30 protein-coding genes are annotated in these 20,993 nt (G+C 39.5%); 23 read left to right on the plus strand and 7 right to left on the minus strand.

The genetic code is table 11. The features are described from left to right. The first annotated feature begins 2 nt into the window (after positions 1–2). Genes BKH41_RS02675 through BKH41_RS02685 form a run of 3 tightly spaced genes read left to right on the plus strand, consistent with a single transcriptional unit; the run spans position 3 to position 2,208 of the window. Complete coding sequence (locus BKH41_RS02675; RefSeq protein WP_095296890.1) at positions 3–203, plus strand: copper ion binding protein; 201 nt, start codon at positions 3–5, stop codon at positions 201–203. Beyond that, the gene (locus BKH41_RS02680; RefSeq protein ID WP_095296891.1) at positions 203–1,849 is read left to right on the plus strand and encodes an ABC transporter ATP-binding protein; all 1,647 of its coding nucleotides are present in this window, start codon (positions 203–205) and stop codon (positions 1,847–1,849) included. The genes BKH41_RS02675 and BKH41_RS02680 overlap by 1 nt, the downstream gene beginning before the upstream one ends. Positions 1,850–1,905: 56 nt before the next feature. Beyond that, positions 1,906–2,208 carry an MFS transporter gene (locus BKH41_RS02685; protein ID WP_095296892.1) on the plus strand — a complete coding sequence of 101 codons (303 nt, stop codon included), beginning with the start codon at positions 1,906–1,908 and terminating at the stop codon, positions 2,206–2,208. 334 nt (positions 2,209–2,542) lie between these two features. Here BKH41_RS02685 and BKH41_RS02690 read toward each other — a convergent pair whose 3' ends face one another. Further along, positions 2,543–3,193: an XRE family transcriptional regulator gene (locus BKH41_RS02690; protein ID WP_095296893.1), complete on the minus strand. Its 651-nt coding sequence runs from the start codon at positions 3,191–3,193 to the stop codon at positions 2,543–2,545. A gap of 363 nt (positions 3,194–3,556) precedes the next feature. On the opposite strand from BKH41_RS02690, the gene BKH41_RS02695 reads away from it, so the two are divergent. From BKH41_RS02695 to BKH41_RS02745, 13 genes are all read left to right on the plus strand, one after another. Further along, on the plus strand, positions 3,557–3,775 hold the full coding sequence (locus BKH41_RS02695) for a hypothetical protein (RefSeq protein ID WP_095296894.1): 219 nt from the start codon (positions 3,557–3,559) through the stop codon (positions 3,773–3,775). After that, positions 3,775–6,093 (plus strand): DDE-type integrase/transposase/recombinase, encoded by a 2,319-nt coding sequence (locus BKH41_RS02700; protein WP_095296895.1) that lies wholly within the window; start codon positions 3,775–3,777, stop codon positions 6,091–6,093. Before BKH41_RS02695 ends, BKH41_RS02700 begins: the two co-directional genes overlap by 1 nt. A gap of 70 nt (positions 6,094–6,163) precedes the next feature. Next, positions 6,164–7,195, plus strand: a complete 1,032-nt coding sequence (locus tag BKH41_RS02705; protein WP_095296896.1) for an AAA family ATPase — start codon at positions 6,164–6,166, stop codon at positions 7,193–7,195. 11 nt (positions 7,196–7,206) lie between these two features. After that, entirely contained in the window at positions 7,207–7,422 is a 216-nt protein-coding gene (locus BKH41_RS09625) for a hypothetical protein (RefSeq protein WP_143428688.1), read from the plus strand. Positions 7,423–7,440: 18 nt separating this feature from the next. Beyond that, positions 7,441–7,626: a hypothetical protein gene (locus tag BKH41_RS02710; protein ID WP_095296897.1), complete on the plus strand. Its 186-nt coding sequence runs from the start codon at positions 7,441–7,443 to the stop codon at positions 7,624–7,626. Positions 7,627–7,768: 142 nt separating this feature from the next. After that, on the plus strand, positions 7,769–7,894 hold the full coding sequence (locus tag BKH41_RS10070) for a hypothetical protein (RefSeq protein WP_257875385.1): 126 nt from the start codon (positions 7,769–7,771) through the stop codon (positions 7,892–7,894). Continuing rightward, positions 7,891–8,190: a hypothetical protein gene (locus tag BKH41_RS02715; protein ID WP_095296898.1), complete on the plus strand. Its 300-nt coding sequence runs from the start codon at positions 7,891–7,893 to the stop codon at positions 8,188–8,190. Before BKH41_RS10070 ends, BKH41_RS02715 begins: the two co-directional genes overlap by 4 nt. Further along, positions 8,187–8,528: a hypothetical protein gene (locus BKH41_RS02720; protein ID WP_095296899.1), complete on the plus strand. Its 342-nt coding sequence runs from the start codon at positions 8,187–8,189 to the stop codon at positions 8,526–8,528. Before BKH41_RS02715 ends, BKH41_RS02720 begins: the two co-directional genes overlap by 4 nt. Before the next feature lie 29 nt (positions 8,529–8,557). Then, positions 8,558–9,043, plus strand: a complete 486-nt coding sequence (locus BKH41_RS02725) for a host-nuclease inhibitor Gam family protein (protein WP_095296900.1) — start codon at positions 8,558–8,560, stop codon at positions 9,041–9,043. Between the two features lie 185 nt (positions 9,044–9,228). Next, positions 9,229–9,729, plus strand: coding sequence for a phage protein GemA/Gp16 family protein (locus BKH41_RS02730; RefSeq protein WP_095296901.1), 501 nt, complete (start codon positions 9,229–9,231; stop codon positions 9,727–9,729). An 11-nt stretch (positions 9,730–9,740) separates the two neighbouring features. Further along, positions 9,741–10,040, plus strand: coding sequence for a Mor transcription activator family protein (locus tag BKH41_RS02735; protein ID WP_095296902.1), 300 nt, complete (start codon positions 9,741–9,743; stop codon positions 10,038–10,040). Then, entirely contained in the window at positions 10,033–10,641 is a 609-nt protein-coding gene (locus BKH41_RS02740) for a DciA family protein (RefSeq protein ID WP_095296903.1), read from the plus strand. Before BKH41_RS02735 ends, BKH41_RS02740 begins: the two co-directional genes overlap by 8 nt. Positions 10,642–10,735: 94 nt before the next feature. After that, positions 10,736–11,293: a hypothetical protein gene (locus BKH41_RS02745; protein WP_095296904.1), complete on the plus strand. Its 558-nt coding sequence runs from the start codon at positions 10,736–10,738 to the stop codon at positions 11,291–11,293. Here BKH41_RS02745 and BKH41_RS02750 read toward each other — a convergent pair. The 6 genes from BKH41_RS02750 to BKH41_RS02780 form a co-directional block, all read right to left on the minus strand. Beyond that, positions 11,268–11,744 (minus strand): phage virion morphogenesis protein, encoded by a 477-nt coding sequence (locus BKH41_RS02750; RefSeq protein WP_095296905.1) that lies wholly within the window; start codon positions 11,742–11,744, stop codon positions 11,268–11,270. The genes BKH41_RS02745 and BKH41_RS02750 overlap by 26 nt on opposite strands. A gap of 155 nt (positions 11,745–11,899) precedes the next feature. Then, positions 11,900–13,084 (minus strand): phage minor head protein, encoded by a 1,185-nt coding sequence (locus BKH41_RS02755; RefSeq protein WP_095296906.1) that lies wholly within the window; start codon positions 13,082–13,084, stop codon positions 11,900–11,902. After that, complete coding sequence (locus tag BKH41_RS02760) at positions 13,084–14,562, minus strand: DUF935 family protein (protein ID WP_095296907.1); 1,479 nt, start codon at positions 14,560–14,562, stop codon at positions 13,084–13,086. The genes BKH41_RS02755 and BKH41_RS02760 overlap by 1 nt, the downstream gene beginning before the upstream one ends. A 205-nt stretch (positions 14,563–14,767) precedes the next feature. Next, positions 14,768–16,321: a hypothetical protein gene (locus tag BKH41_RS02770; protein WP_095296909.1), complete on the minus strand. Its 1,554-nt coding sequence runs from the start codon at positions 16,319–16,321 to the stop codon at positions 14,768–14,770. After that, on the minus strand, positions 16,302–16,643 hold the full coding sequence (locus BKH41_RS02775; protein WP_095296910.1) for a hypothetical protein: 342 nt from the start codon (positions 16,641–16,643) through the stop codon (positions 16,302–16,304). Before BKH41_RS02775 ends, BKH41_RS02770 begins: the two co-directional genes overlap by 20 nt. 1 nt (position 16,644) lies before the next feature. Further along, on the minus strand, positions 16,645–17,160 hold the full coding sequence (locus BKH41_RS02780; protein WP_180762709.1) for a DUF1804 family protein: 516 nt from the start codon (positions 17,158–17,160) through the stop codon (positions 16,645–16,647). A gap of 128 nt (positions 17,161–17,288) precedes the next feature. On the opposite strand from BKH41_RS02780, the gene BKH41_RS02785 reads away from it, so the two are divergent. From BKH41_RS02785 to BKH41_RS02815, 7 genes are read left to right on the plus strand one after another with little or no spacing between them, the layout of a single operon-like run. Further along, positions 17,289–18,197 carry a phage protease gene (locus BKH41_RS02785; protein WP_095296912.1) on the plus strand — a complete coding sequence of 303 codons (909 nt, stop codon included), beginning with the start codon at positions 17,289–17,291 and terminating at the stop codon, positions 18,195–18,197. Further along, complete coding sequence (locus BKH41_RS02790) at positions 18,194–19,075, plus strand: Mu-like prophage major head subunit gpT family protein (protein WP_095296913.1); 882 nt, start codon at positions 18,194–18,196, stop codon at positions 19,073–19,075. Before BKH41_RS02785 ends, BKH41_RS02790 begins: the two co-directional genes overlap by 4 nt. Positions 19,076–19,088: 13 nt before the next feature. Beyond that, positions 19,089–19,304: a hypothetical protein gene (locus BKH41_RS02795; protein WP_095296914.1), complete on the plus strand. Its 216-nt coding sequence runs from the start codon at positions 19,089–19,091 to the stop codon at positions 19,302–19,304. Next, a complete protein-coding gene (locus BKH41_RS02800) occupies positions 19,304–19,669 on the plus strand; it encodes a hypothetical protein (RefSeq protein ID WP_095296915.1) in 366 nt (121 codons plus the stop codon). Before BKH41_RS02795 ends, BKH41_RS02800 begins: the two co-directional genes overlap by 1 nt. Beyond that, a complete protein-coding gene (locus BKH41_RS02805; RefSeq protein ID WP_095296916.1) occupies positions 19,666–20,013 on the plus strand; it encodes a hypothetical protein in 348 nt (115 codons plus the stop codon). The genes BKH41_RS02800 and BKH41_RS02805 overlap by 4 nt, the downstream gene beginning before the upstream one ends. Then, positions 20,010–20,480 carry a glycoside hydrolase family protein gene (locus BKH41_RS02810; RefSeq protein ID WP_095296917.1) on the plus strand — a complete coding sequence of 157 codons (471 nt, stop codon included), beginning with the start codon at positions 20,010–20,012 and terminating at the stop codon, positions 20,478–20,480. Before BKH41_RS02805 ends, BKH41_RS02810 begins: the two co-directional genes overlap by 4 nt. Continuing rightward, complete coding sequence (locus tag BKH41_RS02815; protein WP_095296918.1) at positions 20,473–20,814, plus strand: hypothetical protein; 342 nt, start codon at positions 20,473–20,475, stop codon at positions 20,812–20,814. Before BKH41_RS02810 ends, BKH41_RS02815 begins: the two co-directional genes overlap by 8 nt. The last annotated feature ends 179 nt before the right edge of the window (positions 20,815–20,993 follow it).

The raw sequence follows: 20,993 nt of genomic DNA on the forward strand, positions 1-20,993 counted from the left end.
CGATGAAAAAAGAATTCAAAGTTTCAGGGATAACCTGTTCTCATTGTGTGGATAAGATAGAAAAATTTGTCGGTGAGATTGATGGTGTGAATCAAATCGATGTGGATTTAGACAAAAAAATTGTAAGTGTTGCATTTGAATCCCCTGCTAATGAGAAGGAAATCGTTGAAGCGATTTGTGATGCGGGATATGAAGTGGATTGATGAAAAGGTTTTGGAAAAGATTTTCGCCCTATATTAAAGATTACTACGTTTATTTTTTTATCGCCCTTTTGGCGACTGCTTTAACAGCTGCTTGCACGGCTTGGGGGACCTATTTGGTAAAGCCCGTTTTAGATGATATTTTCATCAAAAAAGATACTCAAATGCTTGTAGTATTACCATTTTTGGTTGTCGCTGCTTATTTGGGAAAAAGTTTGGGGATGTATGTTCAGGCTTATTTTATGAGTTATATCGGTTTGGATATTGTCAGAAAAATTCGTGATCAGATGCTTTTCCATCTTTTAAGATTGGAAATGGAGTTTTTCAACAAAATACGTAGTGGTGAGCTGATTGCTCGGATTACTAATGATATTGGTTTGATTCGGGCAAGTGTGTCTAACTATTTGGCTGAATTTGTACGCGAACTTCTTACAGTTGTGGGTTTGATTGGGGTTGTTATTTATCAAAGTCCCAAACTTGCATTAGTGGGGCTTGTAATTATGCCTTTAGCGATTTATCCCCTTGCTAAGATCATAAAAAAGATCAAAAAAATATCCCGATTAAATCAGGAAAAAAATTCCGATATCACCGCAAAACTTTCTGAAATATTTAATAATATTGAAATTATCAAAGCCAGCAATGGTGAAAAATTGGAAACTGAAAATTTCAAGGAAGAAAATCACAGATTTTTTAAGCTTGGGCTTAAAAATACGATAATTGGGCAACTTTCTTCACCTTTGATGGAGTTTTTGGGTTCGATTGCGATTGCCTTTGTGATTTATTTGGGTGGCAGTGAGGTGATCAATGGAAAAATGACTGCGGGAGCTTTTTTTTCTTTTATCACCGCTCTTTTTATGCTTTATACTCCAATCAAGCGTTTAGTGGGAATCACTTCTTCTTGGCAGGAAGCCTTAGTTGCAGGGGATAGAATCTTTGAGATTCTTGATAGAGCCCCCCGCATCAAAGATGGCAAACAAAACCTAACCCCCCCGATTGAAAATATTTCTATTGACAATATTTTTCTTAATTATGGGGATACACAGGCTTTAAACGGAGTAAGCCTTGAAGTTTGCAAGAATCAAATCATCGCACTTGTAGGCAAAAGCGGTAGCGGTAAAAGTTCTTTGGTGAATTTAATATTGAGGCTTTATGAGCCTTCAAGGGGGAGCATTCGAATAAATGGGATCGATCTAAATGATTACACTCAAGAAAGTGTGCGGGATAATGTGGCTATTGTGACTCAAAGAATTTTTATTTTTAATGATAGCATTGCTGCAAATGTTGCTTATGGCAAGGAGATTGACGAAGAAAAGGTGATTATTAGTCTTAAAAAAGCTCAAGCTTGGGATTTTGTTTCTTCATTGCCGCAAGGCATACATACTATTTTAGATGAATTTGGAGCAAATTTAAGTGGGGGACAACGCCAAAGAATTGCGATTGCTAGAGCGATTTATAAAAATCCTGATGTCCTTATTTTGGATGAGGCAACTTCGGCTTTAGATGCTAAAACCGAAGAAGCTATTAAAAATACAATCGAAAATATCAAAGAAAATAAAATCATTATTTTGATTGCCCATCGTCCCAGCACGATTGAACTTGCAGACAAAGTTTATCATTTTGATAATGGGAAAATAATCCAAGCCCTTTAAAAGGCTTTAACCCATCCTATCTTGTAAAATCATTCAAGTGACTCAAAAGGAATTTGATGAAAAATATGAAATTGCTGAATTTTTTATTAGCTTTTGCGTGTGGCGCGATGGTTGCTAATCTTTATTATACCCAACCTATTTTGGCCAATATCGCTGATTCTTTAAATATTCCTATCAAAGACATTGCAATGATCACTACAATCACTCAAATCGGGTATGCGTTGGGGATGTTTTTTGTTGTGCCTTTGCTAGATGTTTTAGAAAATAAAAAACTGATTATTTTTGTGATGATTTTGTGTATAGTTTCATATAAAATAGAAGTGAGAAAAAATTTAGAAAAAGAGTTTAGAAGTGCCTAAGGGATATTGATTGATCGTTATGAGTGATAAATCTAAGTGAGAATTGAAACTGCACATCATCTATAATTTTACTGCATTTTCGCTACAAACATACTGCAGATCGCCTACAATTTAAACGCTAGAGCTTCGATTTTAAAGGGTTTTAAAGACTCTCAAATTCTTAGCCTTTAAATTTTAAAAGTTGTCTCCCAATCTAATTTTGAGAGGCTAGAAGCCCGCATTCATCGTTTAAGGTTTGAGGCGATTGGGAGACACTAAGGACAAACTAAGGACAATATTGGGAGACACTAAGGACACAATAATAGGTTAAAAAATATAGTTAAGCGTTATCTATTTATAAAGAGTTTTTTAATTGTCCAACTACAGCACCTATAAATTCAAAATCATCGTTCTTATCAATAATAATAGGATCATAATCTTTGTTATCGCTGATTAGTTTTATTTTAGGTCTCTTCTGAAGTCTTTTTACATAATATTCATCTCCAATTCTCGCTACACAGATCTGATTTTCTCTAGCTTCTCGTTTTTGAACTAAAAGCTGACATCTTGTGGGAATGGTTGGAGACATAGAATCGCCATTTGAATTAACGATAAAAAGGTCTTTCGTTGTAATGAGTCCAAAATATTTTTTTAAAAAAGAATCTTCAAGCTCAATATGACCAACTGCGACATCTTGGTTATTTGAGTTAATAAGTCCGTGTCCTGCAGATACATCCAAATCAAAAATAAGAATCTTTGATTTTTGCGTGTTTTGAGAGCCATTGCAGAAACTCTCTTCTTTTTCTAACAAGAAGCCTATATCCACGTCAAGCGTTTGTGCGATTTTTGTCAATTTTGAGATCTTGATGTCAGGGCTTTCGCCATTTTCCCACCTCTGTATTGTCCTATAAGGAACTTCTATTTTATCGCCAAGCTCTGTTTGGCTCAATCCTCGTTCTTCTCTGAGCTTTTTTATTCTATAACCAACGTTTTTGATTTGTTCCATTTTTGACGTATTCCTCTTGACAATATGATAAAAATGTCGTATAATTCTATCAATTTCATTAGAATTATTGCATATAAAAAATAATTGCTAACTGAATTTACGTTTTTTGACTTTCTGGCGGCGAGACTTCCAAGCCGTTTTTAAATTTCTATCGCCAAGCAGGCGGGCTTTCTCCGATATGAGTTACCTCATAGAAGACTTGAGTCTGCCAGCCGTTGCGAAGCTGTCAATTGGGACAGAAGCGGGATAGAAAAACAAAAATTCCCTTAGCAGAGGGGGTTGTATATCATTACTGCAGTTTCTCCTTATTTGTATGCCAACCCTCTCTTTTAAGGGAATAAAACACTAAAACAAAGGAGTAAAATGAAACAAAACAAGAATAAAAAAGAAACTCCTATTAGCAACACCTTTGAAAAAAAAGGAATGCGGCTGGCAACTTGGGCGAGAGCAAAAGGCTTATCTGAGGAGGATGTTCAGATTATTCGAAATATGAGCTTTGGACAAACTAAAGGCAAGAGAGGCAGAGCAAAAGAACTCAAAGAGCTCTTGATAAAAGAGAATCTTTGGTGGGGAGTGGCGTGATGAGAGAGTGGTTAAACGCAGAAAATTTTTTAAAAAATCTAAAAAAATTTAATCCTAAATACGACATAAATATCGTATCAATAAGAACGATAAGAAGAAAAGCAAAAGAATCTAGTTCTTCTTTTTTTGTCTTAAATGGTGATTTTTTTTATTTTCGTTATATTAAAGGTATCGGACGTGGCGGCAAAGTCCTCCAAATTTGGAGCGAACCCATCGATCCTGCTGATTTAGAGGCCTTTGAAAACAACATTATTAATACAAATACAGGAGAAAGCAATGAAAGAAATACTCATCGCAATGTTATTTGCGCTCATTCCCACAGCTACGCTGATGATAGGCTTGTGGAAAGCCCAACGACTCTATCAGGACGTAATCGACACATTCGAGGAGGAGGAAGAAGAGAACCCCACCCCCAGCCAAAAAGACAAGGAGTAGAAAATGGAGATGTTTCTTATCTTCTTCCTGATACTTGCAACGATGATTTATGGCTTTCTAGTCCTAGCAGTAGAGTTTTGGGATTAAAAGTAAAAAATAACCAAAATAAAAACGACCTCCCCCTCACCCCCTTTGCCAAAGCAAGTATTCAAGTCCAAGAAAAGGCGATGTTGCGGGCTAGAGTCGTGAAAGAATGGGAATCTGCTAAGGTTAAAGGTATCAAGGAAGGCGATTTTATTCAGAGTATTAACAGCTCTCGGCTCTACTCTTTCATACTCACCCCTGCCAAACTCTATAGCTGGCAGAGGGCTTACAGGGACTTTGGCATTGATGGCCTCATTGATGAGCGGGGCAAACACAGGGAAAACGCAGGCATTATTCAAAGCAACCCCACAATTCAAGACTTGGTTGTTCGCTTGATTTTGGCTTCTAAGGCAAGGTTCAATCTCGCCCTGATCTATGAGAGCGCTCATTTTAATCTTTGGAAGATGGGCTTGTTTGAGGATCTAGAGGGTTTTTTAAAGAAACAATCCTATCTATTTTCTTATAACACCCTTAAGAGATTCATTGACTCCTATCTGGGCGACCACAGAGAGGTCAAGCTCTTAGTGGAGGGCGGGGAAACAAGATTAGATTCTCAGATGTTGCCTGCAGTTGGAGATGCCTCTTGGGCTGCAAGCTCTATTAATGAGATCGTCGAAATTGACGCCTCTCCGATTGATGTGATACTGGACGTGCCTCGCCTCTGTCGTGATTATAACTACGATATCGACACGATGGAAATGGTTCAGGCTAGATACAGCCTCATTTCTTTGATTGACGTGTATTCAAGAGTTTGTATCTTTCACGTCTGTGAGAGTGAAAACTCACTAGGGGTTGCACGGGCGATTGCTAAATACATTTTGACCTATGGGAAACCCAAGACAATCAAGGGAGACAACGGCAGGGCTTTCAAGAGCAAATACGTGCAGGAAGTCTGTCTAAAACTAGGCATCGACTTTACCCACACCGCTCCTTATAGCGGTTGGCTAAAGCCCTACGTGGAGAGTAACTTCAAAAAGCTCCAGCACAAGGCCGTTGAATTGATGGCAGGTTATATCGGGCATAACGTGGGGCAGAGAAAGTCTATTGAAGAATTTAATAGTCGTAAGGAACGCAGGCTTTTAAAGGGCGAAAAAACGCATCTTAAAGGACTTTTGACCCTACAAGAGTTTGAAGGACAGATTGAGGTCTATAACAAGATTGCGCTGAGTAAAATCAACGCCAAGCTCGGTGACTCCCCGATTAATGTTTATAACCAAAGGAGCCACGAAGCAGTCGGAATGAGTGAATATGAACTCACGTTCTACCTCTCTCATCTAGAAGAAAGACGCGTTGGCAAGGGCGGGGTGATGCTAAACAACACCCTTTATCAACTCCCTGAGCTTTATGAACACTCTAGAGTGTTTGCGGGAATCAATATTAACAACGTGGCTCAAGCCTTTATCTACGACAAAGACAAGAAATTCTTAGACGTTGCTTTAGCACAAGGCACATATGAGGATACGCTGGAGGTTGCCAAACAAAGCCGTAAGGTCTTTGAAAGGGCTAAGAAAAAGGTCAAAGAAGAGATTGTTAAGGCAAGAGCAAAAGTAGAGAGCGAAACTCCTGAACTTTATAAAGAAGTTGCAAGCAAGCTCACTTCTGTTAAAAAACCCAAAGTCACCCCCATTAACTCAGAGCTGGAGCATTCAAGAATCAGATCTGAAGTTAAGAGAGCAGCAGGGAGTGAGTATATGGAGTTAATGATTTCAAAAAAGGAGAAGAAAAAAGAAAAAAAAAAAAAAAACAAAAAAGAGTTAAAAAAGCTCACTTGGGAACAGATTGCAGGGATCAAAACATAAAAAAACCCGCCACCTTGATTCAAAAAGGGCGGGTTAATGAATCAAAATAAAAAAACAGAGAAGGAATTATATGAAAAAAGAATTTGAAAATCAAGGAATAAAGGAACTCAAAGAAATGAAAAAAGTCCAAGAGATAAAAACACTAGCAAATAACGACAATTTGGAAGTCTTAGAACTCAACGAGTTACTAAAACTCCCCGCTAGAGAGCAAGAGTTTTATGTTCAAAAAATTAGAAGTTTGACAGAGGACTTTCTAAAAAAAGAAAGAATCTCACAATCTGCTCTTGGCAAAGCCATCGGCAAGCGTGATGGTTCGGCACTTTCAAGCTTCAGGAAGGGCGAATATAAGGGCAAAAATTTAGAACTCGCTCACGATTTGGAGCTTTATATTAAAAATTATCTTGTGAAAAAACAAATTAAGGGCAAGGTTACAACAGAGCAAGCAGAGACAGGAAGCGTATTTGCAAGCAAGGACAAAAAGATGGCAGAACTTGTCATTGATATCGCTGTGGATGAAAAAGAAATGGGCATTGTCTATGGCAGTCCCGGAACAGGCAAGAGTGTGATTGCTAGCGAATACACCAAGAGTCACCCCAACGCTATTTTGATTGAAGCCACGCTCCACACCACAGCTAAAACGCTTTTGGGAATATTGAGCGAGAAATTGAGACTTCAAAAGAGTTCCAATTTAGATGAAAACGTGCGACTGATTGCAAAAGAGCTTTTTAAAAGAGACGCTGTGCTCCTCATTGATGAGGGGGAACACCTGCCTATTAAGGCGTTGGAGGATTTGAGACGAATTCAAGATTTCAGTAGTGTGCCTGTCATTTTATTTGGCACGCAGATCTTGATGAAAAATTTGCTCGGAAAAAATGGCGAACTCGCCCAACTCAGCTCTAGAATCGGCAGTCGCTATGAAATGCGGGGATTAGATGAGGCTGAGTGTCAGAGTTTTTTTGGTGAGCATATTTTTACTTTCACCAAAGGCAATTTTAGAAAGTCTGCCAAACTCAAAAAAAGAGTCGCAAAGCTTGCGCTTCATGGGGGCGATCCTAGAGATAGAGAGAGCGTGATGGAGGCGGCCAAGATGATGTTCTTATAAAGGAGAAAGTGATGGAATACAACGATTTTTTGATAACTTGTCCCTATTGTAGGAGCGAGTGGGAATTCAAAAAAGATTTTTGTTTTTATGTGCGGCATTTTTTTAATTCGAGAAAGAAGAGCTACTACAGCGTTCCTAAGAACTGCTTGTATTGTAAAAAAGCCCTGATTATCACATTCAGACAAGAAATTAGAATTCAGAATGTTGCGATAGATGAGCGTTTTTAACTTAAAAAGGAGCAAACAATGAAAAAAACTAAAAAAACAGCTAATTTTCGCCTGATTGGCACAAGCGGCATTTCTTATGATTCAAGATTCTATTTTGAAGATAGAGGATTGATTAGGAGCAAGGTCAAGGTTGGAACAAAGAGAGTTAAAGGCGTGTTGTCGCCTTTTATAGAGAGCTTGCATAGAGTTGAAATTATTAAATAAGGAGTAAAAATATGATTGATTTTTTAGGAAATATCGTTTCAGTCGTCGTTATCTTCACGCTCATTAGCTGGGTGGTGACTTGGTTCTTAATGTGGAATGAAATGAAAAAAGTAATGAATCTCTGAGAACTAAGGTGGAAGAGTTGCAAGATAGGGTCAAGGGCCTAGAAGCCCACAAAGAGGTTGAACGCTTAGAGATGGTCATCAAGATGGCCAAATCTGTAGGAGCGGAAATTGAAGTTAGGAATAAAGAGGAGGTCAGACAATGATAGTGGATGCAAAAGTTGAAGTCACTTTAGAAGATGTGCTTGAAGAGGAAGACTACTACTTTCAGGACGCACTTGAGATTCTCTGCAATCATTATGACAGGGAAGATGTTCTAAAACTTGTTGCGCTCAAAGAAGACAGGAGTCTTGAGGCGATAGCAGGAGAGCTGAATGAGCTTATAAACGAAGTTTTAATTCTTCACACCAAAGCTAAGGAAATCGTTTTAAAAAACTTGGATTTTGAAAAATTTAAAGCCTTCAGCAGTGTTTTTGAAGGTTTGAAAGAGAGCAGTCAATGAGAACTTTTTGCTACGTTGCCTCACCTTATGCGAGTGTCAGGCGAGCACTAGAGCCGATGGATTGGGTCAGTATTGTAAGGGGCTACGCACTCAAAGGAGCCAGACACGCCAAGATGATGGGTTTTATCCCCATATCCCCGATTCTGTGCTTTGATGGGGTGTATAACGAAGAGAGCGAACGCTTGGAAGTCTTGGCAGACGGGTTGGAATTTTTAAGAAACTGCCAGAGCATCATAGAAATTAAAACTCCCTATTCAAATAATTCTGAGGGAATGAAAAAAGAGTTGGCTCTAGCAAAGAGTCTAGGGCTTTCGCATTATTGCATTGAAATCAAATAAAAAATAAATAAAAACAAGGAGTAAAAAAAATGAATATCAAGAATTATGACGATGTCGATATGGCGTTAAAAAGAGTTTGTGAGTGTGAGGTGGGCATCGCTCAAATTGAAGGTGAAGTGACTCTGAAGTGCAATCAGATCAAAGAAGAGGCAAAACCCCAAATCACTGAGTTGCAAAACGAACGCAACTTCTTAGAGCAAGAGATTGAAAATTTCTGTAGCGCTAACAAGGCTGATTTTGCAGAAAAAAGAAGCAAAGATTTGGTCTTTGGAACGATTGGGTATCGACTTTCAAAAAGCGTGAGTCTGCCAAGAGCGAAAGCAAAGATAGAGAGCTTGATTGGAGCGATTAAGAAATTTGGTTTTAAGGACTGCATTGTGTATGAAGAAAAGCCCAACAAAGAAGCCTTGTGCGAACTTGATGACAGCGCTTTGGTGAAGCTAGGAATCACAAGAGTTGTCAAAGATAACTTTAGGGTTGAGCCTAAGATTGAAAGTTTGCAGAGCGTCTCTTAAGAGATTCTCTGAGCGTTTAATTCTTTTTGAAAGTCGTTTAAAGATTCTTTAAAGGGCTTTGAAACAGGGTTTAAAAGTTTTAAAAAGGGTATGAGGCTTCGCCTTATTAGAGGGGATAAAGGCTTGTAAAAGCCAAAGCCTCTAAAAACAAACTCTACAAGGGCAGATATTTAAAAGGAGCAAAAATGACAAAAAAACAAGCGTTTTTAAGAAAGCAACTGATTATAAAAATCCATACCCACCCCCGATACAAAGAAATCAAAGCAAACGGGGCTTGGGAAGATTGGCTCTATCTGCGTTATAATGAAAAAAGCTCCGCCCTCCTTTCTATCACTGAACTTCAAGAGGTTGTTTCTATCCTTGATGACATCGGCAGAGATAGAGACTTTGCTCTAATCGACCCTGATAGAAAACTCTATGTTAGAAAGACTGCTCTTTCTTACGCCCAAAAACAAAAGATAAAAAGACTGCAAGAAGAGTTAGGTTGGAGTGGTGAAGATTTGAGCGGGTTCATTCAAAGACAAATTAAAGCCTCTAGAAAAGTCCCTGACCTCACCTCCAAAGAAGCCACTAAAGTGATTACAGGGCTAGAGCGCACGCTGAGCTACAATCTCAAGCAACTCAAAAGCTCTGAAATCTACAGCAGAGCTTTTAAAACAGCAAATAATCCAAATTACAAACAATAAAAGAGGTCACAATGACAAAGCACAAGCTGCACAAGATTTGCGAAGATTATAAAGCGGGGATGAGCTTTGAGAAGATCTGCAAGAAATATGGAGGATTAAGAGTCTATATCCCTCAAGTCATTCCTGATGTGAGGGAGCGAATCACTGAGGAATTTAACGGCTATAATTATGAACTTTTAGCGACTAAATTCAACCTCTCTGTAGAGAAAGTCAGAGAGATCATTCGAGAGCACAAAAGAAAACAACAAGAACTTCCCTTGTTTGCAGAAAAACCAGCAAAAGACTCGAAAACAGAGAGTTCAAATGATTAAAAATATCAACGGCAGACTCAAAAAAATCAATACAGATACCACCCCATTATTCTTCAAAACCCCCGCTCAAGTCTTGCGCAAAAAGACAGGGGAGGCAAGCGGCATAGACCTACTTGGCGAAGAGTTAGCCTTGAGGGCTGCTCTAAAGAATTACGTTAAAAAAAGCTTGGGCGAGGAATTGGCTAGACACGTTACCTACTGCTCTATCAAGAATAATACGCTCTTTATTGTCTTGAACCATATCTCTGCTCTCAGTCTTTATAGACTCAAAGAAAAAGAACTCTTAGATAATCTAAGAAAATGGTATAGGGATCTTAAGAAAGAAGCCCCTAAGGCTTATTGGACAAGAGTGAAAGTCCAGCTAGAAAATGATTTTAAGATATTCTCCAAAAAGCCGCCATTGATAGAAGAGAACACCTTTGAAGAAGTCTCAAGCGGGGAGTTTGAAATCGAATGTCAAGACCCTAAACTCAGGGAGAGTTTTGAAAGAATCAGAAAAAGCATCAAAGCAAACATCAATAAGAATCACGACAAAAGCCCAGAGAGCACCAATGGCTCTGAAGTGGTGGTGATGGGGGAGTTAGGGATTTTTGAAGACTGATTCTTTGATTAAGTTAAAATGATTTCTTTGTCTTTAAATTAAAAACAAAGATTTATTTTCTATAATTTTTAGATTTTTATAATAAGGCAGAAGAATGAAAAATTTGGCTTTTTTTCTGATCGTTTTAATTTTTACAGGATGTTATGTGAATCCTCAAATAGCTACATTGGGAAATTTTTACAATGGCGAGAAAAAGACTGGCTATGAACTCATTGAAGGAAAACATCTTGTCGCAATTCCTAGAGGCTTGGCGGGTCATTTTGAGAGGGGTATCAAGATGAATATGCCTACTTCAATAAAGGAAAAAGATCCTGCAGATAAGACTTTAGTTATTGAGTATTTCTTTACAAAATTCAACAAGGGAAATCACGCTGCACGATTTTGGAAATGGTGGTTTGCAGATCAAGATGAGCGGGGGTTTATAGAAATAAAAATTTTATTCAAAGACAAAAACGGCAAAATTCTGGAAACTACTTATTTTTCCATCCCAGCTACCAGAGGTTTTTTTGGAGGAAGCGTGACGTCAAGTTCTTATTTGCTGGGAGAAAGCGTTTCTTCTTATATGAGAAATTATTTCTTTTCTAATCAACCTTATAAAGAAAATCAATGTACTGCTATCTTTTGCCCTAAACACCCAAATACTTCCAAATAAAACCCTCTATCTGTTTCTCTAAGACTTGAGGCAATTCTCCTTTGTCATTGATAGGCAGATAAGGGCGAGCGGGTATTTTTACTTTTTTGTTTTTGCCTGCGTAGCCCCCAAATTGATGGATAGCTGCATACCCCTTAGAAACATTGGTGCCTAGTATCACAGAGTTGCTTGTTGTCTTAGTCCCGATAGAGCGTCTTAAATGCCCACTGACTTGCAAGATATCGCTTTGGCTAAGCTTTCTTTCTCTTAAAAGTTTAAGTTTAGTCGCAGGAGCTCTGTCTTTCCAAGCTTCTCCAAAAGGACTCTTTTTATTTTCAAAGCTTTCATCAGATACAGATTCTAATGTTTGAGCAGTAGTTTTTAAAAGCTTTGCCATCGCTTCAGACTTTTTAAAGTCTTGCAGGGCTTTGATATCCTTGATAAGTTTTTGGAATTCTTTGAGATTTGGCATTAAAATCCTTTATTATTTAATAATGATATGGTAGAATGATACCAACGTTTGAATGCCATTTGTGCGAGGCATAGGCGAAGTCTTGGGGCTAAGATGGAAAGGTAAAAGTGGGAGTTTTCGCACCCCACACATTCAAACAAGGGGCTAGCCCACCCCTAACCATCTATCTCTTCTTTTGAACTTTTTAGTTTTCTTATCTGTGCTTCAAAATCCTTATCATCCCTGCTATATTTAACCAAACTGGTTACATAAATCTCATTTCTATCTCTTGTCACCTTATAAACAATACGATACCTTCCGCCTAGCTTCTCTACAAACACCACGCTATAATCCCTATCTTTAAACTTATATAAAGGCTTGTTTCCCATATGGGCAATTAAATAATAATCGAATGCTCCTAATTCAGGGTGTTTGTTTTTTTGCTTTCTTATTGTATATGCAGACAAAAGAATATTTTTTGATTGTGTTTGCAAAAAAGAGCTTAATATATCGCTTGTCTGGGCAATTACAATACTTCTATCTTTGCTCGGATCTTCATACAACCCCTTTATCTCCTTCCATCTCCTTCTATTTTCTAAAATACTTTGATAATCACTAAAGATTAGGGACTTTAACAACTTAGAAGGCTCATTAATTCCAATGATTCTCTTTGCTTTTTCTAGATAGATTTTATCTAGCTCTTTATCTTGGTTCTCTAAAATATTACCCCTAAAACTTTTATCAGCAATATCAGGAAGCTCCCCCTGATGCTCGCTCCACCCTCTTTGCTCCAACTGCTCTCTTGTATAGGCAAACACTCGACATTGGCAGTTGTAGCCGTTTGGCGGGTAATTCTCTTTCCAGAACGGGTCATCTCGGTGTTTGATAATCCCGTGTAAAACCTTGTGATTTTCTCGCCTGTTGCCATAGAGCAAACTCACATAACGCAGATAGACCGCGTCGTTATCAGGGTCAAACTGGGCTTGCTTCTTGCCTTTGGCATAAGCGCTTGCCATATTGGTTTCAAATATCGTCTTAAGGCGTGAAGAGCCGATGACTATATTCTTGATTTCGCCTGTTTTTGGGTTTGTGATTTGCTTTTCGCCCCACCAACCCTGCTTCTGCAATCTCGGCACAATCCCTGCCTGCCACTGCTCAAATCCCTCTCCTTTGGCTTGAGCTTTTATGAGGCTTGCTTGGATATCTGCCAATAAATCAATTTGCATCATCTTTGCTACACTAAAAGCTCTTTGGTGGGCTTGAAATTTCAGTTCATCAAAGTTAAAACTGATTTTGGGTTTCTTGGCTAAGAGATAAGCGATATTCTCTTCTAGGGGAAGATTAAAGTCAATTTTAATCATTAAAACTCTCCCTCACTGCTCCCCTCTAGCTCTCCTTTAAGTGTTGCATTGCTGATGAGCTCAAACAGAACATCTTCAGCCATATTAAAATCTGCCCCTTTAAAGACTCTTAAAATCTTATTATAAGCCCCTTCAAAACTTCTAGACTTTTTAGTAATCGCTAAAACTTGAGTTTTAATAGTTTCTGTTTGAGATTGAAGCTTTTTATCACTCAGTGCTAAATCACTCAACGGCTTATCTAGGGCATAGGTTTTAAGAGTTTTATTGAGAGCTCCCTCTTCTGTATCACTTCTTGAGTTTAGAGCAAGATTCTCACTGCTGCCACCATAGTCATCACTAAAGCTCTGCGAGCGTTGCAAACCTTTGATCTTAAAGGTTTGCTCCAGATGCTCAATCGGCACATCGACACCGATTTGTTTGAGTTTAACAAAGACGTCCATCTGCTCGTTCTCATCCGTTTCCGTGTTTGTATCCATCTCAAAGCTAAAGGCGGCGGGCGTAGCAAAATTAAATTTTAAAGCTTTTTCTAAAAGACCTTTGATACTCTCCGATAGCAAAGCAGCATCGTATTCCTCAGTATTCTTCCGTATCTTATCGTGAATATTCCCTAGTGCCTGCGTGCCATTTTGCGTGGAGTTGCCTGCTAGGACTTGTCCTGTGATAACTTTAGAGATCGCCTCATCGCAATATTGAATAAAATCCAAAAATGTGCCTTTATCCACATTCCCGCTTAAAAGCTCAAACACAGAGTTTTTATCAAAGATTCCGATGCTATTACTCCTGAGGTTGAAGAGCATTTCCATCATCTTCTCAACGTCTTTTTCACTGTTGATGTCTTCTGTTTTGACCACTAGCGGAGGAATGGAAAGAGAGTCTAGATAGTTCATATATTTGGAGAGGGCGATATACTTGAGGGAAGCGATGGAAATCACTTTGTAAAACAAGCCTTGCTGGATGAGTTCGCCGCTATCAGTCGGGTGAAAATGCACCCAAACATCTTCCCTCTCACCTAAAAAGACTTGGCTAGAACCCATTGAGATAAAGAGTCTGTCTTCTTTAGAAGAGATGAATTTGGTAGAGATGTAAGAGAGGGAGGGAAAGACTTGATTCTCTCTTAAGTCCCAGTTTAATATAAAAGGGGCAAAGCCATAGGCAATCGCTGAGCTCGCATCAAATAAGAATCGTCTGAAGTTGGGTTGAGAGCAAAGTTTCTCCAAGAACTCTTGCTGGGTCTTATCCTCGCTCTCCACCATAAAAGGGAGGCGAGAGAGGGATATGCGGCGTTTTTGAAATTCGCTTGAGATTTGAGCATCAAACCTGAGAAAATGAGAATAGATGCCAAGCAGGTCAGCGATATTGTCGCTTTGCAACGCTCCTTTAATGCGTTCATACGGCACAATGGCGGGGATTGCGTTTTTATAACGAGGATTCAGGTCTAAGTTTGAGAGCTTGGGGGGTTTGGGGTTTTTTTGGTTCATTGGTAATCTCCTTTTGTTTTAATTTTTTTAATATCTTATTGTCTGCCCTTGCGGGGTTTGTTTTAAGTGAGGCTTCGCCTTTTAAGGGATAAGGGGGCTTAAATTGCGAAGACTGCCCCCTTATGTCCCTTAACAACCCTTTATCCCCCGTCACGCTTTCTAAAACGGAGAGCGATTTGAGTTTTAAAGACTTTTTAAAAGCCATTTAAAACCTCTGCTTGAGGCTTTTGAACTTCGAGCCGCTCCTGCCCATTGCCTTAAGGGCTAAAGAGTAATCGAGTCTTGCTCCCCCTCTTGCAATGCGCACGGCAAACTCCACGCTGTCCAATAAGTCGTCGTATTTGCTTTTTGGGTAAGTGTCTAGCTCCAGTATGAGTTCGTGGCAACTGCCATCAATCACCAAGACTTCTTCAGAGAGCAAGGGAGCGAGCGTGTCCAGACGCAATTCTTTGTTCTGTGTATTCTTCAACTCAATGACAGGAATGAGCCCCAAGCCTCTTTCTCTTGCTGTTCTCATTAAAATCTGTTTAAAAAACTGCTGGTAAGCTACGACCTCAATGGCCAAAGTGACAAAGGGGCAGATGGTGAGATTCTTGAGATAGGTTTCTAAAATCACTTCAATCATCACTTCAGGATTGACTTGATAACCCGTTGCTTTGGCATAGTATTTTTGATTTTCTTTAGAATGATAGAGAGAGCAGACGCCAAACAAATCGCCTCTAGTTTTGCCAAGCGAGGGGTCGATCCCCATATAGATGGCATCAATCTTTGCAGGCAGAATCTCAAAAGTTCTATACCTTGAAAGGGGTGCGTTCTCTTTGGAGAGCGGGGTGTTTTGGTATTCGGAAAAGAAGGAGTCTTTATCTTCTAAAAACTCTAAAAGCACGCTCTTTTTATCTAAGCTCTCATCATCAAGAATCATTATCTGATAAGGTTTCTCTCCATTCTCTTCAATCGCCACTAAAGATTGCTTGGACAAGCCTTCAATCTTACTGCCAAAATCAAGCACAAGCGGAAAATTGAAACTCTTCACATCGCTGCGCTCTTCCAGTCTGGCTAACAGCGAGTCGTGATGCAGGGTTGTGCCAACAATCAGAATGTTATAGCTCTGCGTCCTCGCAGGGAGTTTTAACACAGCCTTTAAAAACCACGAATGCAGCTTATCCCTTTGATTTTTACTCTGAATATTCTCATCATTTTCAATGTCGTCACACACAATCCAATCAGGGCGTTTGCCTAAAAAATTCGTGCCTCTAATCTTTTTCGCTGCTCCAAAAGCTTTCACCTTTACAGAGGCCTCCCCAACCTTTAAGATAAACTCTTCCGCACTCCAGACTGACCCTATACTCAAACTAAAATCTGCGATCAGATTGGCATTGTCTTCGCACTCGACTTTTAAGGTTTCAATGCTCTCCTTAGCAATATCTAGAGTGGATGAAATGATGAGGGCGTAGCTCTTTTGATTGGAGAGTAAGAGCCAAAGGGTGAGAAGGCGAGAGAGAATCGTTGTTTTTGCTGCTCCTCTGTAAGCTTTAAATAAGAGAAGCTTGTGTTCTTGTAATAGCCCTCTGATATTATCATAAACAAAGTTTCGAAAGATTGAGGTTTCAGGCTCTTGGATATAGTGAGCAAAATAGGTTTTCACAAAGAATCTAAAGTCCTTCTTAGCTCTCTCTATCCTTGCTTCTCTGTCTGTATCACTGAGCGCTGGGAGGGATTTTAAGAATGTGCGGAGTTCATTAAAAGCTTGGGGCTTCATTTGACCCCCATTTTATAACATAGAAACAAGCTGTTCTTTTTATTAGGAGGGGGCGGGGTTCTACTTGCGAAGCGTCGCCCGCCCCCTCCCTTAGACCTACCCCCACCCACTGCACGCTTTTTAAAGAAACTAAAGTTTTAAAAAGTCGAAGCAAACAAAAAAATACCCCAAAAATTAAACCCTTTACCCCCTTTGAAAAACCCTTTAAAACCCCTTTAAAAATCTTTAAATTTTTTTGGGAGTAGGAAGATGGCTTAAAGATAAAAAAATAGCTTAAAAGGCTTAAAAATGAGTTTTTGTTTTTTTGAGAGATTTCAAACATTTTAAACCCTCTTTTTTAAGATGGTCTCTATTAATAGATCAGCATTTTCAGAAAGGAAGTTAGCCACTTCTTGTTTATTCTGCTCTAGGGCAAGATGAGCAATGGTTGCGATGGTTTCTTCCGCACTCTTTTGAATCAGAAATTTTGCATCAAACGTTTTAGGCGAAACGATCTTATAATAAGCATTGGCGAAATCTTGCAGCAATCTAGGCTCTAACGGTTCCCCTCCTGAGCTTTTAAGAATCTCTTCAAACGCGTCAATCAGTTTTTTTAAAAACAGATCTTTCTTCCTCTCCAAATCGCTCAAGTCTCTCTTATTCTCATTTCTAAGAGCAATCCAATCGACCCCTGCTTCTAGATCTCTCTTTCTATGATAATGAATATTGGAGGGACTCATATCAAAGGCGAGGCAAATATCGCCAATAGACTGACCACTGATATAGGCGTCTTTAATTTCTTCCCTGCTCACCCCTCTTTGAGGTTTTTTAAAAGGTTGTTTTTTAAATTCTTTTTTCACATCTTCCCCGTTATTTTTTTCAAATCTTGCCCAAACCAAGACCTTTTTTTTGACAAAAGTTTTGTCAAAAGAGCCTCTCAGCCTCTTTTATACTTCCTCTCAAATTTCAAAAACAAGGAATTTGGATAATGAAGCTAGAAAAAGAGAATCTCTTTTTAGAACTCAATTTTAGAAATGAGTCTCAAGGAGAATCTGTCAGCAAAGAAGTGAAAATCCTGCCAATCGGAAAAGAAGTCCAAGGCATTGATGGGCGAAAGTTTGAAGTTGATGGGGAAAAAGTCCTAGAGAGTCTAAAAAAAGAGCCTGCAGACTTGATGTTAGATCTCAATCACGACTCTAAGGGTGAAGCGATGGGCTGGTTCAAAAACCCCAAACTTAAAGAAGATGGGATCTATGCAGAGCTTGAAACCACTCCAAAGGGAAAAGAACTCATCGAGAATAAACTCTACCGCTATCTTTCCCCTGCAATCTTTGTGCAAAAAGATGGGGAGATTGCAAAGGCAACCCGCATTCATTCTGTGGGGCTCGTGAATCGTCCTAATCTAGGCGGACTTGCCTTAAACACTCAAGAAGAGTCCAATCCAAATCAAAACAAAGGAAAAAAAATGGCTGAAGAAAAAACTGAAGACAATAAAAAAGAAGAGACAATAAAAGAGGCTCTCAATAAGAAAGAAAAAGAAGTCGCGGATCTTAAAGAGCAGTTGGAAGCCCTTAAAAAAGAGAAAGAGAAGCTCAATAAAGAAAAAGAAAACCTAGAAAAAAATGCCAGAGAAGAGAGAGTGGAGCGAGCCATTATAGCGGGAGAGTTACTTCCCAAAAGAAAACAAGAGGCCTTAGAGCTCAATAGCTCTGATCTGGACAAGCACCTTGAAATCTACAAAATCGAAGCGCAGAACACACTCAAGGCTTCAGAGCTTGAGAAAAATAAAATAGAACTCGCTGCAATAAGCGATTCGGAGCTATCTCTTGAAATCAAACGCCAACTCGGAATCAATGACAATAAATTAGAAACTTCAACACAAAAGGATAAGAAATGAAACTCGACACCACAACGATTGCAGAAATCTCCAAACAACTGAGCACTCTTTTTAATGGAGCTCTTGAAACTCAAAAAGGCGATTGCAATAAGATCGCTATGGAAGTGGTTGCAAAAACCATCAGCGTGGATTATCGCTGGCTTGCCGCTCTCCCGTCTATGAGGGAATGGGTCGGCGACAGAGTTTTAAAAGACATCTCAGGCTATAAATATGAAATCTCTAAGAAGAATTTTGAAAGCACTATCAAGGTTGATAGAGATGTCATCACTTATGATTCTTTAGGAATTGTCGCCCTTCAAATCAAGAATATGGCAGAGCTTGCTGTGCAGCATTATGATGAGCTCGTGTTTCCTCTATTAGAAACCAATGGCATCTGTTATGACGGGCAAAATTTCTTCTCCGATTCTCATATGGTGGGCTCTAAGAAATTCACCAATATCGGCACCAAAGCTTTGAGCCAAGCTTCTTTTATGGAGGCAAGATCGCAAATGCGAGGTGTGGTCAATGAGGAGGGCAAGCCCTTAAGAATCAATCCCTCACTCCTCATCGTTCCGCCCGAACTTGAATACAAAGGAATGGAAATCTTGCAAAAGAGCCCGCTTGCAAACGGCGAAGGAAATATCACCTTTGGAATGGCAGAGCTCTATGTTTGTCCATTCTTGACCGATCCCAAAGCTTGGTATTTGCTGGATACCACCAAGTCGATTAAGCCGTTTTTGGTGCAAAAAAACAAAGAAGTGGAATTCACTGCTCTAGACAAACCTGATTCGGATGCGAATTTTATGAGACGAGAGCTGATTTATGGTATTGACACAGAAGATAATGCGGGGTATGGTCTATGGCAACAAGCCTTCAAATCTGATGGCACAGCGTCTTAAGAGGAGAAAAAGAATGAGAAACAACAGAGATCAAGCCAGAGAACTCAAGACGGAGCTGGAGCTAAAAACAGAAGCTTCTATCGCTCTGCAAAATGAAGAGCATATCAATAAAGTCATAGAAACTCTAGAGAACATTAGGGTTGCAGTGGAGGCTCTGGGAAGAAAAATAGAGTCTTTAGAGCTTAAAACTCAAAGCGAAGATTTTAGAGATAAAACAAAGAGTAAATAATGGATACATTCACTCCTTCTTTGGAAACTTCTAATGAAATAGAAGCGAAACACCCTCTGCTCACAGAGCTTTTAGAGCGAGCCAAAGGGAGTTTGGAGAATGAAGAAGAGGTGAGCGAAGCAGTTGCGACTCGGGCGCTCAAAGAAATGGAAGAAGCAGTTCTGAATAAAAAGGTTCCGAATTTCATCAAGCTGGATTTCGCAATGGTGCGACTCAAACTCTGGCTAAAGATCGGCCTTTCAGAAGAAGATGAAATGCTTTTAAATAAGGCTTTAAAAGCCATTGAAAACGCCCCGCTCATTCAAGAAGAAGGATTAGAGAGCGCGAAGTGCTATCTTGTTAAAGAAAGAGAGTTTTTAATATGAGAGTTGGAGAAATTATTCAAAAATTTGAAGCAACCTTCAAAGGGCTCAAGCCCCTAAGCTCCAGCACTCTGACGCAAAAAGGCAAGTATTACGTCTTAGAGGGGGTTGCAAAGGGGCAAAATCAGGTTTTTGAAGCCGACTTTAAGGTCTTGGTCGCTTTTTATTCTTTGAATAAGGATATCGCCGCAGGCTCTGAGTATCTGGATTTAGAGCTTGAAGAGATTGAAAAGGCTCAAGCCCCTGATGCCCAAACTCGGATTGTTTTTGAGAGCTTAAAGCTCTCCAGCATCAATGAGGGCTTGTTTGTGTATGAAATCGCATTAAAAATGAAGGTGTCTGAATGAAAGAAGCGATTCTAAGAGCAATAACTTTAATTAAAACCCACGAGGGCTTTAGCTCTCAAATTTATTTAGATACTCAAAAAATTCCCACCATTGGGTATGGGAGGAATTTGAACGCCTACCCCTTGAACGAGGCTGAAAAAGAGGCTTTGATAAATGGGGAGTGGAACAAAGAGGAGGCGGAGGCTTGGCTTGTAGATAGGGTCGAGGAGCTCTATGAGCGACTTTTAGGCTTTGGTTGGTTTGCCCATCTAAACGAAGAACGTCAAGCCATCTTACTGGATATGGCTTACAATTTGGGCGTAAAAAAACTCTTGGGTTTTAAAAAGATGATTGAAGCTCTAAAAGCTCACGACTATGAGAATGCGGCCAAAGAGATGAGTGAGAGTCTTTGGGCAAAACAAACTAAAAGTCGAGCGATTAAGCTCTCTGCACTGATGGAATCCAAAGAAGGAGGTTTGAATGTTTGAATACCTGAAATTAAAGTTCTTGATGATTGGTATTTTAGTTCTGCTAGCTCTCTTTGGGCTTGCAGAACTTTATGTGCAGCACCAAATCAAAGTCGGCATCAAAGCGGGCTTGGAGCTAGAAAATCTTAAAAACGCCCTCACTTCTCAAAATCAAGTCCTTTTAAAAAAGAGCTTAGAGACCAAGCAGTATCTGGAGAAGATGGAGACTATGAAAGAGAGAGTTATCACCAAATACAAGACCATTCATATCAAAGATCAAAGCTGTGAGGCGGAGTTGGAAGGAGTAAAAAATGCGCTGGATTTGTTCTATGCTGCCCATCCTGATTCTACTTGAGGGCTGTAGCTACCCTGTCTATCAGAAGGTCTATATTCCCACTCATTGTGAAATCCCCTTGCGGGAGAGACCGCAAAAGAGCGAGGATTTGGTGGAGAGCATTAAGAGTCTCTTGGGGTATGCGGAATTATTGGAAAAAGATTTGCGGTTTTGCACGGGCAATGAGATAAAAAAATAAG

This window comes from Helicobacter sp. 12S02232-10, assembly GCF_002272895.1.
Taxonomy (GTDB): domain Bacteria; phylum Campylobacterota; class Campylobacteria; order Campylobacterales; family Helicobacteraceae; genus Helicobacter_J.

Coding starts and splice junctions, on each gene's coding strand:
- BKH41_RS02675 (WP_095296890.1), top strand. CDS start 3: ATGAAAAAAGAATTCAAAGTTTCAGGGATAACCTGTTCTCATTGTGTG.
- BKH41_RS02680 (WP_095296891.1), top strand. CDS start 203: ATGAAAAGGTTTTGGAAAAGATTTTCGCCCTATATTAAAGATTACTAC.
- BKH41_RS02685 (WP_095296892.1), top strand. CDS start 1,906: ATGAAAAATATGAAATTGCTGAATTTTTTATTAGCTTTTGCGTGTGGC.
- BKH41_RS02690 (WP_095296893.1), bottom strand. CDS start 3,193: ATGGAACAAATCAAAAACGTTGGTTATAGAATAAAAAAGCTCAGAGAA.
- BKH41_RS02695 (WP_095296894.1), top strand. CDS start 3,557: ATGAAACAAAACAAGAATAAAAAAGAAACTCCTATTAGCAACACCTTT.
- BKH41_RS02700 (WP_095296895.1), top strand. CDS start 3,775: ATGAGAGAGTGGTTAAACGCAGAAAATTTTTTAAAAAATCTAAAAAAA.
- BKH41_RS02705 (WP_095296896.1), top strand. CDS start 6,164: ATGAAAAAAGAATTTGAAAATCAAGGAATAAAGGAACTCAAAGAAATG.
- BKH41_RS09625 (WP_143428688.1), top strand. CDS start 7,207: ATGGAATACAACGATTTTTTGATAACTTGTCCCTATTGTAGGAGCGAG.
- BKH41_RS02710 (WP_095296897.1), top strand. CDS start 7,441: ATGAAAAAAACTAAAAAAACAGCTAATTTTCGCCTGATTGGCACAAGC.
- BKH41_RS02715 (WP_095296898.1), top strand. CDS start 7,891: ATGATAGTGGATGCAAAAGTTGAAGTCACTTTAGAAGATGTGCTTGAA.
- BKH41_RS02720 (WP_095296899.1), top strand. CDS start 8,187: ATGAGAACTTTTTGCTACGTTGCCTCACCTTATGCGAGTGTCAGGCGA.
- BKH41_RS02725 (WP_095296900.1), top strand. CDS start 8,558: ATGAATATCAAGAATTATGACGATGTCGATATGGCGTTAAAAAGAGTT.
- BKH41_RS02730 (WP_095296901.1), top strand. CDS start 9,229: ATGACAAAAAAACAAGCGTTTTTAAGAAAGCAACTGATTATAAAAATC.
- BKH41_RS02735 (WP_095296902.1), top strand. CDS start 9,741: ATGACAAAGCACAAGCTGCACAAGATTTGCGAAGATTATAAAGCGGGG.
- BKH41_RS02740 (WP_095296903.1), top strand. CDS start 10,033: ATGATTAAAAATATCAACGGCAGACTCAAAAAAATCAATACAGATACC.
- BKH41_RS02745 (WP_095296904.1), top strand. CDS start 10,736: ATGAAAAATTTGGCTTTTTTTCTGATCGTTTTAATTTTTACAGGATGT.
- BKH41_RS02750 (WP_095296905.1), bottom strand. CDS start 11,744: ATGCCAAATCTCAAAGAATTCCAAAAACTTATCAAGGATATCAAAGCC.
- BKH41_RS02755 (WP_095296906.1), bottom strand. CDS start 13,084: ATGATTAAAATTGACTTTAATCTTCCCCTAGAAGAGAATATCGCTTAT.
- BKH41_RS02760 (WP_095296907.1), bottom strand. CDS start 14,562: ATGAACCAAAAAAACCCCAAACCCCCCAAGCTCTCAAACTTAGACCTG.
- BKH41_RS02770 (WP_095296909.1), bottom strand. CDS start 16,321: ATGAAGCCCCAAGCTTTTAATGAACTCCGCACATTCTTAAAATCCCTC.
- BKH41_RS02775 (WP_095296910.1), bottom strand. CDS start 16,643: ATGTTTGAAATCTCTCAAAAAAACAAAAACTCATTTTTAAGCCTTTTA.
- BKH41_RS02785 (WP_095296912.1), top strand. CDS start 17,289: ATGAAGCTAGAAAAAGAGAATCTCTTTTTAGAACTCAATTTTAGAAAT.
- BKH41_RS02790 (WP_095296913.1), top strand. CDS start 18,194: ATGAAACTCGACACCACAACGATTGCAGAAATCTCCAAACAACTGAGC.
- BKH41_RS02795 (WP_095296914.1), top strand. CDS start 19,089: ATGAGAAACAACAGAGATCAAGCCAGAGAACTCAAGACGGAGCTGGAG.
- BKH41_RS02800 (WP_095296915.1), top strand. CDS start 19,304: ATGGATACATTCACTCCTTCTTTGGAAACTTCTAATGAAATAGAAGCG.
- BKH41_RS02805 (WP_095296916.1), top strand. CDS start 19,666: ATGAGAGTTGGAGAAATTATTCAAAAATTTGAAGCAACCTTCAAAGGG.
- BKH41_RS02810 (WP_095296917.1), top strand. CDS start 20,010: ATGAAAGAAGCGATTCTAAGAGCAATAACTTTAATTAAAACCCACGAG.
- BKH41_RS02815 (WP_095296918.1), top strand. CDS start 20,473: ATGTTTGAATACCTGAAATTAAAGTTCTTGATGATTGGTATTTTAGTT.